This is a genomic window from Gluconobacter sp. P5E10 (assembly GCF_018812145.1).
Taxonomy (GTDB): domain Bacteria; phylum Pseudomonadota; class Alphaproteobacteria; order Acetobacterales; family Acetobacteraceae; genus Gluconobacter; species Gluconobacter cerinus.
Window position 1 is genome coordinate 391,446 of record NZ_JACRVZ010000003.1, and the last position, 16,356, is coordinate 407,801.

The 16,356-nt window shown below is 52.0% G+C and carries 16 protein-coding genes, 1 tRNA gene and 3 pseudogenes; 8 read left to right on the plus strand and 12 right to left on the minus strand.

Going from position 1 to position 16,356, the window contains the following annotated elements; genetic code table 11:
• Positions 1–21: 21 nt before the first annotated feature.
• Positions 22–621 (minus strand): annotated as a pseudogene (locus tag KP707_RS08305) (IS5 family transposase).
• 172 nt (positions 622–793) lie between these two features.
• On the opposite strand from KP707_RS08305, the gene KP707_RS08310 reads away from it, so the two are divergent.
• Positions 794–1,951, plus strand: a complete 1,158-nt coding sequence (locus tag KP707_RS08310) for a DUF563 domain-containing protein (RefSeq protein WP_215769412.1) — start codon at positions 794–796, stop codon at positions 1,949–1,951.
• A gap of 203 nt (positions 1,952–2,154) precedes the next feature.
• On the opposite strand, the pseudogene KP707_RS08315 reads toward KP707_RS08310, so the two are convergent.
• Positions 2,155–3,064 (minus strand): annotated as a pseudogene (locus KP707_RS08315) (transposase).
• Positions 3,065–3,381: 317 nt separating this feature from the next.
• On the opposite strand from KP707_RS08315, the pseudogene KP707_RS08320 reads away from it, so the two are divergent.
• Positions 3,382–4,366: pseudogene (locus KP707_RS08320) on the plus strand (DDE-type integrase/transposase/recombinase).
• 17 nt (positions 4,367–4,383) lie between these two features.
• Here KP707_RS08320 and KP707_RS08325 read toward each other — a convergent pair.
• The 4 genes from KP707_RS08325 to KP707_RS08340 all read right to left on the minus strand — a co-directional run bounded on the left by KP707_RS08325 (position 4,384) and on the right by KP707_RS08340 (position 6,837).
• Positions 4,384–4,767, minus strand: coding sequence for a hypothetical protein (locus KP707_RS08325; protein WP_211497222.1), 384 nt, complete (start codon positions 4,765–4,767; stop codon positions 4,384–4,386).
• Between the two features lie 212 nt (positions 4,768–4,979).
• A protein-coding gene (locus KP707_RS08330; RefSeq protein ID WP_215769414.1) for an IS5 family transposase occupies positions 4,980–5,710 on the minus strand; the annotation gives its coding sequence in 2 pieces (ribosomal slippage) (positions 4,980–5,410 and positions 5,410–5,710; 732 coding nt in all).
• A gap of 177 nt (positions 5,711–5,887) precedes the next feature.
• Positions 5,888–6,526, minus strand: a complete 639-nt coding sequence (locus KP707_RS08335; RefSeq protein WP_211497223.1) for a hypothetical protein — start codon at positions 6,524–6,526, stop codon at positions 5,888–5,890.
• Positions 6,523–6,837 (minus strand): hypothetical protein, encoded by a 315-nt coding sequence (locus KP707_RS08340; RefSeq protein ID WP_211497224.1) that lies wholly within the window; start codon positions 6,835–6,837, stop codon positions 6,523–6,525. The genes KP707_RS08335 and KP707_RS08340 overlap by 4 nt, the downstream gene beginning before the upstream one ends.
• A gap of 398 nt (positions 6,838–7,235) precedes the next feature.
• Between KP707_RS08340 and KP707_RS08345 the strand changes: the two genes are divergently transcribed.
• The gene (locus KP707_RS08345; RefSeq protein WP_211502780.1) at positions 7,236–8,603 is read left to right on the plus strand and encodes an IS110 family transposase; all 1,368 of its coding nucleotides are present in this window, start codon (positions 7,236–7,238) and stop codon (positions 8,601–8,603) included.
• Positions 8,604–8,714: 111 nt separating this feature from the next.
• Here the strand turns inward: KP707_RS08345 and KP707_RS08350 are convergent, their stop codons facing one another.
• The 3 genes from KP707_RS08350 to KP707_RS08360 form a co-directional block, all read right to left on the minus strand.
• Positions 8,715–8,948: a hypothetical protein gene (locus KP707_RS08350; RefSeq protein ID WP_211497226.1), complete on the minus strand. Its 234-nt coding sequence runs from the start codon at positions 8,946–8,948 to the stop codon at positions 8,715–8,717.
• Between the two features lie 211 nt (positions 8,949–9,159).
• Positions 9,160–9,855: a hypothetical protein gene (locus tag KP707_RS08355; protein WP_211507068.1), complete on the minus strand. Its 696-nt coding sequence runs from the start codon at positions 9,853–9,855 to the stop codon at positions 9,160–9,162.
• Positions 9,852–10,496, minus strand: coding sequence for a hypothetical protein (locus KP707_RS08360; protein ID WP_211502781.1), 645 nt, complete (start codon positions 10,494–10,496; stop codon positions 9,852–9,854). The genes KP707_RS08355 and KP707_RS08360 overlap by 4 nt, the downstream gene beginning before the upstream one ends.
• A 640-nt stretch (positions 10,497–11,136) precedes the next feature.
• On the opposite strand from KP707_RS08360, the gene KP707_RS08365 reads away from it, so the two are divergent.
• From KP707_RS08365 to KP707_RS08375, 3 genes are all read left to right on the plus strand, one after another.
• Entirely contained in the window at positions 11,137–11,616 is a 480-nt protein-coding gene (locus KP707_RS08365) for a hypothetical protein (RefSeq protein ID WP_211502782.1), read from the plus strand.
• Between the two features lie 190 nt (positions 11,617–11,806).
• Positions 11,807–12,625 (plus strand): AAA family ATPase, encoded by an 819-nt coding sequence (locus tag KP707_RS08370; protein ID WP_211502783.1) that lies wholly within the window; start codon positions 11,807–11,809, stop codon positions 12,623–12,625.
• Positions 12,622–13,341, plus strand: coding sequence for a hypothetical protein (locus KP707_RS08375; RefSeq protein WP_211507067.1), 720 nt, complete (start codon positions 12,622–12,624; stop codon positions 13,339–13,341). Before KP707_RS08370 ends, KP707_RS08375 begins: the two co-directional genes overlap by 4 nt.
• Positions 13,342–13,392: 51 nt before the next feature.
• Here KP707_RS08375 and KP707_RS08380 read toward each other — a convergent pair whose 3' ends face one another.
• Entirely contained in the window at positions 13,393–13,902 is a 510-nt protein-coding gene (locus KP707_RS08380; protein WP_211499000.1) for a hypothetical protein, read from the minus strand.
• A 177-nt stretch (positions 13,903–14,079) separates the two neighbouring features.
• On the opposite strand from KP707_RS08380, the gene KP707_RS08385 reads away from it, so the two are divergent.
• The gene (locus tag KP707_RS08385) at positions 14,080–14,265 is read left to right on the plus strand and encodes an AlpA family transcriptional regulator (RefSeq protein ID WP_211499001.1); all 186 of its coding nucleotides are present in this window, start codon (positions 14,080–14,082) and stop codon (positions 14,263–14,265) included.
• Positions 14,266–14,281: 16 nt separating this feature from the next.
• Here the strand turns inward: KP707_RS08385 and KP707_RS08390 are convergent, their stop codons facing one another.
• Both KP707_RS08390 and KP707_RS08395 read right to left on the minus strand, forming a co-directional pair.
• Positions 14,282–15,490: a phage integrase central domain-containing protein gene (locus KP707_RS08390; protein ID WP_211502785.1), complete on the minus strand. Its 1,209-nt coding sequence runs from the start codon at positions 15,488–15,490 to the stop codon at positions 14,282–14,284.
• A 155-nt stretch (positions 15,491–15,645) separates the two neighbouring features.
• Positions 15,646–15,735: transfer RNA gene (locus tag KP707_RS08395), tRNA-Ser, on the minus strand.
• 286 nt (positions 15,736–16,021) lie between these two features.
• Here KP707_RS08395 and rplU point away from each other — a divergent pair.
• The gene (gene rplU, locus KP707_RS08400) at positions 16,022–16,336 is read left to right on the plus strand and encodes a 50S ribosomal protein L21 (RefSeq protein WP_046901386.1); all 315 of its coding nucleotides are present in this window, start codon (positions 16,022–16,024) and stop codon (positions 16,334–16,336) included.
• Positions 16,337–16,356 lie beyond the last annotated feature (20 nt).

The window sequence follows — 16,356 nt, forward strand, 5'->3', positions numbered from 1 at the left end:
ATTTAGGTTCATTACTCATAATCAGAACCTGAAGGTTACAGCGATGCAGATGGCGGAGAAGAAGACGGTCGAACATCTTTCATAGCGTGTGGGGGCCTGTCGCCACTCCTCTAGGCCCCCCTAAATCAGTCAGCATCATAACCCCGATCCGCCGACATTCACCCGTGTCATGGGAAGACTGTCCAGTATAGCAGAGGCTCCACTGTCATCACTGACCTGTCCTGCTGTTATGAAGAAGCTCAGCAGTCGCCCGTTCTGATCAGTGACCGGCAGTAGCTTGGTAGTCATACCGCCTTTGGTGCGACCGATCAGGCGGCCTAGCTCCCTTTTTTAATCATGGGCTGCAAGCTGTCCGGTGTGCCTGGAGAGAGTCGCATCAATTATAATGGCCTGAGACTCGACCTTTGCAGCAGATAAACCACCCATCGTCTGCATGAAAATGCCTATGTTGCTCCAACGCTTCTCGCGGTTATAGAGTTTTTTGTGCGGATCGTATTTTCGGGTTGCATCACGCCAGCGCAGGCCATTGCGGTTCGGAAAATTGATGCCGCTCAGCGCGCGGCGGTCATCAGCACGAGGTTTGCCGTGGTTCTTGGAAAAGAACGGACGTAGACGCTCCATCTGTTTATCCGTCTGCCCCAAATAGGTCGCTTATTTTTAGTCTCGTCTCAGAGTCTGAATCAAAATCCCTTACAAAAACCAATAGATACCAAGCCTAAGGGTCGCTGCGCCTAGTGCATCAATCAAGTACAACCTCCAGGCTCTGGCTTCACCGGAGAGCAGAGTTGAAAATATGATACTAAAACGCTGCGCGGGTAAGGCCAGTTTTGACGATCTGAGCTGCCCTATATACCCTTTTTGCTTCAGCATCCGTCACGTGCGATTAAATTTTGAATTTATATTCTTTGACAGCACATTAGAAAATATTTTATTTGAAAAAATCAACTTATCTCATGTGAGAAATATGATAAATATCTGTAAATATACTTTTGGCAGAAAAATGGTTTTTCGAGGAATTCCTACAAAATCAGTATATGAAAAATCTTTTTGTTATCATAATTCGTTATACAACGAAGATAGACATTTAATACAAGTATCATCTTATGTTTCAGGAGAAACAAACAGTGGAACATTTAATTCGCATATACACGCACCTAATACTCCACATTTAGATATAACTTCTGGGTTAACCATAGAAAATGGATTTTGGATTGGATATTTTCATACCCACTATGGACATTTTTTGTTAAGTACAATTCAAAGATTATGGTCTATAGATCGAGATAAAGATTTCTTTTTGTCTCCAAACTTTGAAGAAAGCCAAATTTATAGTTTTGATTACATACAAATAATTTTTGAAGCATTAGAAATAGATGTTAGTAAAATAACCTCCTTAAAAGATGGGACATTATTGAAAAACACCACTGTTAATCAACCTATTTTTATAGAAAATGATTACTGTTATTCAAAGTGGTCAGATTTTATGAAATCAATATCAAAAAAGATAATAAATTATTATAATAAAAACGAAAGTAAGTCCCCAGTATATATTAGTAGAAGTAAAGTATTGTCGGGAACAAGACATTTTGAAGGCGAAGAAAGTCTTTGCGAAATTCTTAAGATCTTTGGCATAGACACTATACATCCAGAAGAAATGTCCTTTAATGAACAATTGCGATTTTGGAATCAAAATAAAACATTCATAGGATTTTCAGGATCTTCATTTATAACTTCAGCCTTTTTTGAAGGTAAAAATCTTATTATATTAAATCATGATGATTATGTTTTTGGATCTCAACTAATGATAGATAAAGTATCGAAAAATAATTCTATCTATATAAACATAGATAATTTTATCTCAAGAAACTATCCACAAAATAGAAGTTATTCTATAATAAATTATAATGCTATTATTAGTCAAATAATGCATGCAATTCGCATGTTTGAATAACAAATCTATTGATTTATTTTATTTGAAATTTTTAATTTCTGAGTGTTCGTCGTAATTATATTTTCCAACGTGGAGTGATCGAAGAACAGTTGGCTGATGCAACTGACTCGTAATTTCAGGCTTTTGGCGATTTGATCGACGGTGCTTTGGGTCGCTTTTGATCTGCATTTTGAGCCGATCGGGGGGTGCCTCCCGCTGGAGGACTACGCGCTCTCATTCAATCTTTCGAGGGAGAGGAAGCGGCGCATATTATAGACGATATTGGCCATCCCGATTTTCATGGCGGCCCGTGTGATGCCGACGGTCCGGATGAACAGTTCTGTCTGTGACTTCTGATCGGCAAAGACGTGCTCAACGCGGGATCGGATGACCGACTTTCCTGAGTTGGATCTCTGGATATGCCGGGGCATGGGCTTGAGATGCGGCTTTTTGCGATGAACCTTTGAGACAAAGCCCTGCTTTTCCATGAAGTCTTCATTGGCTTTTGAGCGATAGGCCGTGTCAGCCCAACCGGTTGAGGCCGTATTGGTTTTATCCAGCAGCCCATCTCGCAATCGCGCGTCATTACTGGCGGCGGCGTGCGTCGTTTTCCATTTGCGGATGAACCGAAACTTTCGGTCGATGGAGACGTGGGATTTGTATCCCAAGAACGGGATAGCGAGATCTGTGGAGGGTATCGTTCCGTCATCCTGCCGTTTTGCTTTCGTGAACTTCAGCGTCCAGCGCGCATGACGATCCTTGTGCGACAGCTTTGCCAGCTTGTCCTGCCAGTCTTCGGGAATACGTTCTGCCCAGAGATCCACTTTCTCAGCGTTGGTATTGCGCAGCTTTGGAGCAGCCACCAGTGTTGCATCCAGGATCTGGCCCAACATCGGCAAATAACCGGCGTTGCGCAGGGGCGCGTCAAAGCGATCAAACAGTCTTTCAATCCCACCCGCCTGGGTCAGACGGAGGACGTCCGCACTTGCTTCCGTCAGAACACGCCAGAGCCTTCTCAAGATCAGGGCGGAAGACTTCAAAATCCACAATCCGGGAAAACGCTTCGAGTTGATCACCAAGCCCGCTCAGACGGGCCAGACGTTCATCAACATCAAAGAAACCCGGCTGCTTCATATCGCCATTCCCTCAACAAGAACCGGAGGAATGGAATCACACAGAAGGCCTCAAAACCAGTAGGTCCCTCGAACCCTCCACGTCGGCTGAAGTGGATGAATGGATCATGAAGCGGGCAAATTTCGTTGGTGTTGAAAAGCAGTTCACTCGGTTGAGTGGGATTAGCAATCAATTCAAGGGATTTTTCTTAGACTGTAAGTTTTCAAGTGTTCCGTTCTGCCTAGGCTTGCAAGTTGTGAGACATCATTGGGATGGTGTAGTGTGGGCGACTACTGCGTGTCCCATTGGTTTGATGCTGTCTCCCGGTGTAATCGCTGATGCGTCAGATCCATCCACAAGCCCACACCATACCTGTCGTGCGGGCCGAAATCGCCCGCTCTACGGAAAGGACCAACGTCTTTGCGCGGTGCTTCGGCATCAGCGACGAGACGGTGCGCAAGTGGCGCAAGCGCGTCGTGGAAAGGTGCACGGACCGGAGCAGCAGACCCCGATCACTGGCCTGCAAGGCGATAGAGGAAGAGCGTGTGGTCGTCTGTCATATGTGTAGGGCGACGGAATTTGGTCTTGATGATCTAACCTTCGTGCTGCGTCACTTCCTACCGCATCTCAACCGCGACAGCGTCTGGCGCATCCTGAAAGACGCCGGGCTCAACTGCTGGTCGCCGAAATCAAAGATCCGCCCGGCAAGGGGTGACAGCACCTTCAGAGATTACGACCTTGGCTACGTCCATATCTACGTAAGACATTTTCCGAAGCTACAAACTCAGAACGACAAGGCGCGCAAATGCTTCCTCTACGTTGCAATCGATTGCTGCTCGCGCCTCGTGCATTTGGCCGTCTACAACGCTGAAAATGCAGCTAACGCGGTCAACTTCCTCACTGCCGCCTAAGCCGCTTTTCCATTTCGGGTGACCCATATCCTGACTGATCGAGGTTTATGCTTCACGGCCGACGCGTTCGAGAAAGCCTGCCAAGTTCAGGTCATCGATCGACGTCGGACCCGCGCCTACCCACCGCAAACCAACGGCATGGTCGAGCGCTTCAACGACCGCGCTGCCACCGAAGTCCTGTCGATCAACGTTGCTCATCATACGGATCTCGAGATCCTGCTACTCGGCTTCAATAAGGCTTATAACCACCGGCGACAACATGTGCTGGGCGGTCTATCTCCTACAACGAAAGTGACTGAGAGGCTCAGGCAATCAGCCTCTTTTACACAACCGTAGTCATCAGGCAGGGAACATGAACGAGGTCGATCACGTTACGATAGGCGCCAATGACGTCTCACAACCTGACAGCTAGTGGCTCCAGTTCGAAAATTATACTTCGACCGGCTCTGACGTGGCCTTGGATGCATTTACTTTCGGGTAGGTGCGGCGCACTTCTGTGAAAACCGAAACCCAGAAATCCCTACGCAAATCATTCCGGGCGTACGAGGCGAGAGTTGCTCGATCGCTCGCAACCAGAACAGCCTTCTCTCCATAAACCTCGAGAAGCTCGCAAGCAGTTGCTCTAATATCTTTCGACTCATCCACTAGCGGTTGTCCTAACAATTTAGAAAATGATGACCCGGTAAAATCCATCTGGAAAGAGGCACCAGAGACATGCAATGGGCCTGACGACAAGTCGATCTGCTCACAATCGGAAAGTGGCAAAGCCAACCCCAATCGCTCAGCGGCATCCCAATCGACTTTATCCTTCATAGCCTACCTTCCATGGTGCAATGCTAGTATCCACTGGAAAGACTAAAGAAGTGTTACCCGCCGACAACTTTGTGATTTATGCCACCGATGTACTACGTCACACAGGACAATCTTATCGGAAATATCAAGCCACGCTCCCTGAAATTTTGAACAGATTGAGTGAGCCGCTCCGGGATTGGCGGAGACCGGTTTGCGTAAATTAGGTTCAGGACTCATTCTTTAAGATAGAAGATGAAGCTTGCTGCGATATGGATTGCAGACATGAAGATATGAGCGCAGTGGTCGTATCTAGTCGCAACACGTCGCCAGTCTTTGAGTTTCGCGAACATGTTTTCGATSAGRTGGCGCTTTTTATACAGATGCCAGTYGTAAGGYRGCTTTGATTTCCGGTTCTTTTTCGGGGGAATACASGCASTGATATTGCGTTCTGCRAGCGATAACCTGATCCGGTTGCTGTCATAGCCTCTGTCCCCGATGACTTCTTCTGTYYCGTCGGGGAGATCTGCCAGCAGCACGTCTGCRCYYTTGAAGTCACTGACYTGMCCTRCTGTCAGATRSAGGCGAACAGGCCKRCCCTGACYATCGCACACRGCATGGAGTTTTGAGTTCAGGCCGCCTTTTGTCCGTCCGATATRGCGGGGAAAAGCCCCTTTTTGAGYAGRGACGCCGMCGTYCKGTGYGCCTTGAGATGTGTTGCATCGATCATCARGCGCTTTGAACGGCCAGCCTGCTCTGTCAGGGCGACAAAGATCCGGTCGAAGACACCGAGGGGGCTCCAGCGAATACAACGATTGTATAAGGTCTTGTGCGGGCCATACGCTTTCGGAGCGTCTTTCCACTGAAGGCCGTTGCGGATCACGTAAACGATTCCGCTCAAAACACGCTGGTCATCCACACGGGGCACTCCATGCGGCAGAGGAAAAAACGGCTCAATCCGCTCCATCTGGCGTTCAGACAGCAAAAATACTCACTCACAGCCTTACCTCCATTGGTAAGCCTGTGAATCACAACGTCTCGCTCAGTTCAATATCTTAATAGGTCCTGAGCCTAAAGCTGTCGCTGAACAATCCGTTGCGCTCCAGACTGTCTCATACAGACGTGAGACAGTCTGGATCCCTCATCATGTCCTGACGATGGCCAAAGCCTGTCGGAGCGCTGCGTCCCGAAGCTCCGGATCGCACACCATGTCCTTGAAAATCAGGATGGATCGTTCGTCAGTCGAATACCGGTGGAGACGCCGGAGTGTTTCAGGACGGCGTTCCTGCTGCAAGGCCGAATGGGCTGAGAAACTCTGATCAAAAGCGCCGACGACTTCGATAAAACTTTTCTTTCCGGTGTGCTGTGACGTCAGGCAAAAATCCCCTTCGGCCTTTGGGTCGCAGAAACAGTCTTTCAGTCTGGGATGAACTTTCAGGATGACGTCGCCTGGCAAAAGAGCCAGCAACCGACGATAAACGGCCAGTTCATAAAGCGAGGCGAATTTTATTCCGTTCTGGGTCAAGTCTTCCCAGGCGGGAAGATGAGGATGCCGTTGCTGAACAGCAGATCGAAAAGCCCGCCACGTGTCGTTCCTGGGAGCCCAGTATGTCTTTCGAAGCGCCCAGGCATCCGGCCCAAGGTCCGCGAGCATGAACCCGTGCGGACAGACGCCCACACGAGCGGCAAGTGTTGCGTAACAATCCAGATCCCGTATGGGGAACAGACTATGCCCTTCAGGCAGGGCGAAACGGACAGGATCAAAACGGAAGTCCTGAGTCATAAGAACATGGCCCTTGCAAAAACCGCTCCAGACACAGCGAGTGCGCCGGAGCCGTGACAGAAATGATGATGTTGAAATGAACGTCCTGGCCTGAGCGCTTCAGCCGGGCTGATCCAGAAGAAGGCGTTCCAGTTGCTCAAAGCGATATGCAGGATGACGATGCCTTCGAGCGCATGATGCGCGGCCGAATTCCCACCAAGAAGTTCAAGGAGCATCAGGCCCTGAACGGCCATCAGGGCCTTCAATTCGACAGTGGCATGCAGCACGTCATCAGGAGGTGGCAGGAAGCCGGATAAGGAAAAGTGGGACATGGATATTCACCGTATGTTTCAAAATTGAAGACTGTGAATCGGTGACGGGCGGAAAGCTGACATGGTGATGACTGAGGCAACAGATCCTACGGCGTCATCGCGTAAGAACGAGAGGTTGCGCCGTGGGAACCTCCCGCTGAAGGAGGCTGGGGAACTGCTAAAAAACGATCCCGGACGTTTGTCCGCCTGTGCGGCATAGAAACGGGCCATGCTATTGTGCCGGACAGGAGGGTAGCGGCCGTTCGCTTATTGGCGGGTTCGTCCCCGTTAAAAAACGTGGTCCATGGAACTGTGCGAACTTGAGAATGGTGACACCGCCTTGCGGTGATCCCGGTTAGGAAGATGATTGATAGGCATGTTCCACACCCTCCTCCAGCACACTGTGTGGAGATGTTACGATGCCTCGAAAATCTGCAAAAGCGTCCTTTGATCTCACACGCCATATTCAGGGAGCCGCTGCGATCGATATTGGATCACGGATGCATATGGCGGCGGTGGCCCCTGAGGCTGCGAAGGACCCAATCCGGTCCTTTGGCACATTTACCTCCGACCTGCATGCGTTGGCTGAGTGGTTCAAAGAATGCAAAGTCACCAGTGTCGCCATGGAATCTACAGGCGTCTACTGGATCCCGGTTTATGAAATCCTTGAGCAGCATGGTTTCGACGTCATTCTGGTGAACGCGCGCTACGCCAAGAATGTACCCGGTCGCAAGACGGACGTGAGCGATGCCGGATGGCTCCAGCAACTTCATTCCTATGGCTTGCTGCGTGGAAGCTTTCGGCCTCAGGCCGATATTGCCGCATTGCGGGCTTACCTGCGTCAACGTGAACGTCTGGTCGAGTATGCTGCGGGACATATCCAGCACATGCAGAAAGCCCTGATGGAAATGAATCTGCAACTCCATCACGTCGTCTCCGATATCACTGGCGTCACAGGCATGCAGATTATCCGGGCAATTGTCGGCGGTGAACGTGATCCAGAGACGCTGGCCGCTAAGCGCGACGTCAGATGCCGCTCATCGGCAGAAGTGATATCGGCAGCTCTGATGGGCAATTATAGAGATGAACATGTGTTCGCTCTGACGCAGGCACTGGAGCTCTATGATATTTATCAGGAACGGATCATGGCCTGTGATCGCCGCATGGAAGGCCTGCTACTGCTTTTGAGCCACGGCAGTGCAAAGCCTGCGGCAGACCTCCCAAAGCCTCGGATCAAGACAAAGCAGGTGAGTGCTCCGTCCTTCGACGTACGAGGCATTCTGTATCGCTTGCTGGGCGTGGATCTCACGCAGATCCATGGCATCGGTGTGTCCTTGGCCCTCAAGCTTGTGGCAGAATGCGGCACAGATCTCCGCGCCTGGCCAAGTGCAAAACATTTCACGTCCTGGCTCTGCCTCGCTCCGGGGAACAAGATTTCCGGTGGGAAGCTTCTTTCATCTCGCACACGCCGATCCTCAAGCCGGGCCGCAGCACTACTACGTCTGGCTGCCACGACGCTCGGGCGAAGCGATACTGCGTTGGGGGCTTTTTACAGACGCCTGTCAGCGCGAGTCGGGAAAGCAAAGGCTGTGACCGCCACGGCCCGAAAAATAGCAGTTCTGTTTTATAATACCCTTAGATACGGCATGGTTTATGCCGATCCCGGAGCAGGACATTACGATGAAATCCATCGCAAACGTGTCGTCTCCAATCTACACCGACGCGCCCAATCACTGGGGTTTGTCCTGCATCCCATCCCTGTAGCCACCGAACCTGCTGTTTCTTAGGAAGCGACACAGTTCTTCACAAGCTAGTACCTCACGTCCTGATGGAGACGACATTCTCTCCTTGCAGAAAAAGACACAGACAGGCGCTCCTCTCGGAGCGCCTGTCTGTCCTCAGGAACGATTTTGAAAACAGCTGACGGCACGCTCAAGCCGCAGCAGCGTGTCTTCCAGAACAAGCGTGATGCCCTCGAGTGGATGACTGAGGGTGTCATCCTCCTGATACACCTCGTCCATTGCACGTTTAACGCACGGCAGAACCACCTGCCGCACCAGCAGCTGCGCCTCGACCACATGATTGAAGCCGGCCGAGAACGATATCTGCCCTGAGGATCCAGAGGGTGTCATGGTGTCTTTCCTTAATAGCCCCCATCCAAAGGGATTTCGTGCGTCCGCAGACCGCCAAAAACGACCTGGGAACCACGCACCGTCTTTGTCTTGATGGGGAAATTGGGTCCCATTGCCCGAAGAGACCGACCGGACTTTCAGGGACATTTGAGACACGGAGAACGCGAGGGCCTGCGCACGGGTGAGGCGCAGGCCGAAAACGCCGGTTGGTTTATTCAAAGTCGTGGAAGAACAATCCGTCCATATCGTCGTATTCCACCACATCTCCCAGACAGCCCACGCGTTCGGGCGGTGGGACAATGGCCGCTGACATTGCGACCACCATGTTGGGACGGCACCGATGCAGGAGATCCGTGGCCAGGGTCTGTACAGCCCAGAGCCGGGCGAACTCATGCGTCGAGAAAAACGTGTCCATCTCCCGAGGCAGGATATCGCTGGCGAGATTGGCCAGCCCATAACTCTCCCGCTCCGGACACAGCAGACGCGCGTTTCGGTAGAGACAGAGCCAGTGTGGTGGGCTGTCGCACACCCCTCCCAGAAGACGCTTCACAAAGGCCGCATGATAGGCCGCCATGATCAGGGGCGGTGGGACATCCCGTGGCATGACGGACTGGAAGGCGTCATCACTGACAACCAGTGCTGGCCTGCCCTGATCATCCAGGGTCTGCTCAAGTCTGCACCGGGCGAGCCGGATCTGTGCACACCACCAGCTCAGCGCAGAAGTCTCATCAACGCTTTCAAAAAAGCCATCCCGTGACGCGACGATCACCTCACGCCCGGCCACCAGGGGACCTGCTTCACAGGGGACGATATCGACGATGCGGATCCGGCCCATGGGCCAACGCGGCAGAGATGCCGGCCGTTCTGCACGGCGACGATATTTCGCAGGAAGGGAGACCCCGCTCATGACCGTGCCTCCCTGCGGCGAAGAGACGCGATCACCCTGCGATACTCCTGCTGCAGTCCGTCCAGATCCATCAGATGGTCCAGATAGAGGCAGATTGGCTCAATGCCGAGCTCCGCATAGAAGTCCAGGCGGCGATCCAGCCGGCCGAGCCATTCTTCTTCCAGAGGGTTTCGCACAATGCGGTCGGAGCCACACGCGCCAACCACTTCGAGATAGGCCGCGGACCGCTTGAAGCGGATTGTCAGATCGGCGCGATAGTCTCCGTCTTCCGGGCTGATCGGCTGGTGCAGATCGAGTTGAAAGCCCCGCACCATGTAAGGCAGCAATTGTTCATACGCCAGACGCTCGGGCAGAGAGTCCAGCACCGTGCCGTCTTCTGCGACAGGACCACCGACCGGGAGGTCGGGCCAACGTTTGGAGACCTGGCGGAGGAAGCGCGCCCACTCCGATGTCCCGCTCTCGCCGATAAAGACCAGATGGTCGGCTTGCGGTCCGACATAGCGCAGCATTTCGGAGTTCGGGGGGACGCCGAGATCCAGTGTCAGGCGTCGGTACAACTGCAGGTCGGTTTCGGTGGCATGATAGGACGATGAGACCGACCGCTTTCTGGGCGAGTAGGAATGAACACTTAACGTGGCCATACGAGAGTAATCCTGGGCGTGAGAAACTCCCCGTGACGCAGACACGGCTCAAACCCTGATTAAGGGCGCCATGCTGAGCCATTCGGCTGCAAGCCGCTTGATGGGGAGAGAGGTCAATGGACCTCATCTCATGCCAAACACGTATTGATCCTCTTCACAGCCGACTGAAAACCGACGACATCCTGAAAAACCAGTGATGCATCGACACGGAGACCGTGTCGCGATGGCAACGCCAGCGCGTGCATGACTGTAAATAATATAACCGTTTTTCAAATGGTTAGACTGTTTTCGCCCTCTGGATGGCACGCCTCACGCATGAGGCCTGCTCCCAAATTTCTGTGCCTGCACAAAATTTGCGGTATCGTGCCTTATCTGTTTCGAAAATGCATTATAAATGCCCGGTTTTTAGGGTTTTGGGCTGTTTTTGCGCGTGGGAAGAGGCTTATCGAACAAGAATATGTCACGTTTTTATCCGTAGTTCAGGTCTATTTTGTCTCGCTTTTGGGTCTATCTCGTCTTCTAATCATCTTACGGATTGCTCGTTTTCGGGGCACTATTTTCTCGTCTCCTGATGCCCGTTGTGTGCTAGTCAACGAGCTTGGCACATCAATGAAGATGATGGTTTTTCAAGGAGCCAGTCATGACCGAGTCAGGGCAACCGTCTCTAACGTTGCTGTTTGAACAGGCACAGCAACGTCTGGATCGTCACTATCTGACGGAGTGGCTGGACCACCATCATGATGAGCTGGTGGCTCATCTTGCAGGCCAACGGGTCAACTGGCCTCTCTGGCTTGAAGTCTTCAAGGGGCAGCATCTTGTCGATCGACGCGGCAATCCGCCGACAGTCCATACGGCCCGCAAAGCCTGGTTGCGTGTACGGTCCAGACGCGCCGGCGTGAACAAAGTCCGCAGTCATCACAAGGATCAGACAGAAGCATTGTCGCGCGTCAACACTCAGCCACGCTCACCTGAATCTCTGGCACCCGCCCCGCAGCGGCCTTTATCAACCCTTCGCAAAAGACCGTCGGGTGATATGACAAGGGCGTTAGAGATTCTCAAAAAACAGGACATACCGATGCCGGATATTCTCAATCCACGTGTTACACGAAAAAGTGATTGAAAGAATTTTCATATCAGCTCCAGAAATCCATAAGTGTCATGGAGCGTCATAGAGCTTTAAGAAGACATTCTATACCTAATTCACCTGACAAAAAACCTGACCAGACAATCAATGCATTAAAATAATTCCATTTAATGCTTATCAAATAAGTGTCTTTGTTATTCCTGTTCTCAATATCGAGGATACGGACATGACAGAGACAACCCAGAGTCAGGTACTCTCCGGTGCAAGCCTGATGCACCCCACGATCGTCTTTTTTAACGGAAGAGGAGGCACGGGCAAAACGACACTCGCGCGTCTTCATGCGGAATGGGCCATCCAGCAGGAAATTGATTTCCGGATCCTTGATCTGGACCGCACAAATGCAACGTTCAGTGCCTTTTTTCCTGAACGCACAGATCGGCCACCAAGCGCTGACGATAACGACGTGATGGACTTCCTACAGAAGGCTATTAATGAGCAGACGGCAAAACGTCATCATCTGATCGTCGATTTTGGCGGTGGTGACCTCATTCTAAAAGCCCTCGCCAAGCGCGCCAGACTTGTCCGTCTTTTTGAATCTTATGGCATTCGTCCGGTCATGGTTCATCATTTCGGCGCGGACCCTGATTATCTCTCCTTCATGAAATATTTCGAAGATGGAGAACTTTTGGCGCCTGAAGCTACAATTTTGGTTCTGAATGCCCATGTAAAGCCCCAGCGCTTATCAGTAACTGCAGCTTTCGAGCAAACCATCAAGCCTCATGAAATATTTCGCGCAGCGATAAGTCGCGGGGCAAAATTCGTAGTACTGCCTGATCTGCCGTGTGCTCATCACATCGACCGTCATCGACTAATGTTTTACGAAGCTTATGCGGGTCAAGATGGTATCGAGACAGGTCGACCACCTGCGCTGTCGCCATTCGACAGGGCGGAATTGGGGATATGGTTGGAGGATCTCGAAAACCAGTTCGCCGAATTCTCAGACTGGCTTCCCTGGCTCCCCGCACCAGAAGGTCTCCTGTTATGACAACACAAAACGTGCGGTCGGCGCATGGACTGAAATCGAAGGAGAGACAATTCCTGCAAAATACGCTCAGTGCGTATGAAAAGAGTATTTTGCAGGCAGGCTTTCGACATGGGGAGCCTATTACGCAGGTGTTGATCGAAATTGGCAGACTTGTCGAAGATTTTGATGCTCGGCTGGGTGCGCACGAAAGCCATATATCAGGGCATCACCAGTTGATGGTCGCTTGTATTGAGCGGGCTCGTCAACAGATAGCCTCACCGTCAGAACCGGCTCAGGAAGACCCAAAAAAAATTGCGAGTGAAGCGCAGCCACCTGGTTTGCTCGACGACGTTGTTGCGCTTTTCTGGCGTATTTTACGGGAGTGGCAGCGCCAGCTTCTGGGGGTGGTGATTATCCTCGGAGTAGTGATGGTTTGGGATCATCATCATTTACAAAGCCAGCTACAGTTCAAAGACGCGGCTTTGACACAGAAAGAACAGTTGTCGCATCAACATAACGTGGACCTTGCGGACCTTGATGCCTATTTGTCTGCCCACCCAGAACAGATTAAAACGGCAAAAGTTGTCGCCAAAGACAATATTCTGAACGGCCACGAATTTATGACAACGTGTAGCCAAACAACAGGTATGGAGGCTTCATCTCTTAGGCGTTATTGTCGACCAATAATCTATCTTGATGCGCCCACGCCTGCCACAGGCACAGGAAACAATGACTGAAGAGGCCCTTGGCGGTGCCCCGATGTGAAGGCACCGCCAGAGTCTGCTCGTTCACGGCAACAGACGATAGGTGACCTCGCTGACACTGCCGCGTCGCTTATCCTCCTGCGACTTTATTAGCGTTACAATTCCCTGATCCCCAACCTGGCCGTAGTTATAGGTCCATTGGCCGTAACGCGGCGGCTCTGCGGCTTGTATTAGTGCCCCCCGTGTAAGGTCCGCACATTTCAGCGTGCCATCATGATCTTGCAGCAGAGAGATCGTGCTGCCGACTTCAAGGGAGAGGTGCGGAGCTGAGATCAGGACGACCCAGCGCGTCCAATCGACAACGCTGCGATTTCCCCGAGCATCTGTGCAAAAAACGAGGCCAGCATCCTCAAAGACCCGGCGGAGCATTTCGAGTGTCTTCTCTTCTGGCAATACGCTGGATTGTTCAAGGCGGGCGATCGTAACGCGGAGAACATCACTCCGCTCTGCGAGTTCGGCCTGGGACCATCGGAGAATCGCTCGAGCCACCCGGCAGTCAGCCGGTGTTAGAATCGTTGTTTCAGGGCCCGACATACTTTTCCGCATACGGCAGATCATCCTTCTCAAAAAAAAATGAGAGAAAAACTCCCAGGGAATTCCCTTTGATTTTTTTCTACGCTTTGTACGGTATACCGAACAGAGATTTTTTCGCTTGTACAAACAAAAAATGAAGAAATATGATCCGTGTGTATAGAGAAAAGGATAAAAACCATGCCTGAAAAATTACTCACACTTGCGATGGTCTGCGCACGCGTGTCGCTCTCCCCCTCTTATGTGCGCAAGCTGATTCAACAGGGAAAATTTCCACGTCCCTCCCATGTTTTTGGGGCGCGTGCCGTTCGCTGGAGCGAAAGCAGCATCAACGACTGGATCGAGAAACACTGTTCTGAAACGTAAAGAGAAACAGTCAGGCCTAACGTTTTCTGTGCTGCAAAAGGGCGGCGGTATCCTTTAGTCCCTCCATTAAGAGATCCGCCCAGATCTGGGCCAGCACTCTTCGACGCTCCATATGAAGAGCGCGATTATAAGCTCCTTCCACCCGGTCTTTATTGATATGAGCCAACATGAGATCGATGATTTGGCGGTCACCGGGAAAACGTTCGTTCATGATGGATGAAAAAGACGCGCGAAATCCATGGGGCACCTGCCGTCCAGCATACCCGGCCCGCTGCAGGAGATATCCCAGTGCGTTTTCGCTCATTGGACGATGAGCCCAACGGGCGTTTGGGAAGACCAGTGGTCCCCGACCTGTCACCGTCGAGACGGCACCTAGAATATCCTGTGCCTGGGTCGAGAGGGGCACGACATGCTCCCGCCGCATCTTCATCCGCTCCGCGGGGATGATCCATATACGTCGATCTTCTGAAACTTCATGCCAGGCCATGGCATGCACTTCTCCGGGCCGCACAACCGTCAATGCCAGAAATCTCATGGCGAGAAGGGTCACGGGATGCGCGGGGATCGCTTCGACATCCCGAAACAGCGTCCGAAGTTCATCGAGGTTGATCAGCGCGGGTTGGCGTCCCTTTTTCAAAGGAGCGAGCGCTCCTTTGATAATAGCGGCAGGATCGTGACTTCCCAACCCATGGGCCATCCCAAAAACAAAGATGGCACTTAGTCTTTGCCGAACCCGCCGTGCCGTTTCTTTTGCACGTGCGGCCTCGATCCGACGGATGACCTCCAGCACCATGGGAGGTGTGATGTCATCAAGATTGATCCGGCCAAGTGTCGGCCATACGAAACGTTGCAGGCTGGTTGCCACATCGTCTCTATGGCGCTCCGTCCACTGAGTGCATTGAATCGAGATCCACTTTTCTCCGACACTTTGTAGCTGCCGGTCTGCTCGCTCTGCTTCAGCCTGACGCTGCTTCCTGGTCAGAGCAGGATCGCGATCGGCTCGGAGCTCGCTTCTGGCTGCGTCCCGAGCATCGCGGGCCGCTGCTAGACTGACTTCCGGATAAGCACCAAAAGAGAGCAGTTTTTCGCGACCGCCGACGCGATACTTCATGCGCCATAGTCGCGAGCCATTGGGCTGTACGAGAATGAACAAGCCCCCCGTATCCGCACGTTTGTAAGGTTTTTCTGCTGGCGTAAGGCGACGCAGCTGAACATCCGTCAGCATCGATACCCCCACGCGTAAAATGATACCCCCATATATACCCCGATGCTGCATGAGCTTGAAGGACCATCACAGAGCGTTATAGAGTACATAAACAGCAGAAAACCGCCAGCTCTACGACACTAAAAGCGCTGTGAATTGTTATGGGATATATAGAATGGCGGAGAGGGTGGGATTCGAACCCACGGTACCCGCGAAGGCACAACGGTTTTCGAGACCGCCCCAATCGACCACTCTGGCACCTCTCCGTACGGCCTACATAAAGTAGACCTGATCGATGGCGCGGCTTATGACTGGCTTTTCAGCATAATGCAAGAGGGAGCCACCACTCTTTCCCTAATTAAAGATGGCATGACCTACTCACAATTTGCTGTTTTTGATTGACTGGAAGACTGTCTCCTTGTATCGACCCGCCTGTTCTAGCCGTCCCATGTGGTCGGTCAGGAACCAACGATAAGAAGCGACTGGGCTGCGCCAGACCGGGAATACCCCGGCAAAAGCGGCCAAGAGATCGGAACAGCGAGAGTTTCCAGAATGTTTGCAGTCATCCGCACAGGCGGAAAACAGTACCGTGTTGCTCCTGAGAGCATCCTGAAGGTTGAAAAGCTTGAGGCTGAAGCCGGTAGCACCGTGACCTTCTCCGACGTCCTGATGGTCGGCAGCGAAGGCAGCGTGACCGTTGGCGCGCCGCTGGTTGCTGGCGCAACCGTGACGGCCACCGTGGTCGCACAGGATCGTCTGGCCAAGGTCATCATCTTCAAGAAGCGTCGCCGTCAGAACAGCCGTCGTAAGAATGGCCACCGCCAGCACGTTACCGTGCTGCGCATCGACGCGATCAACGCGGCCTGAAGCCGCACTAGGAAGGATAC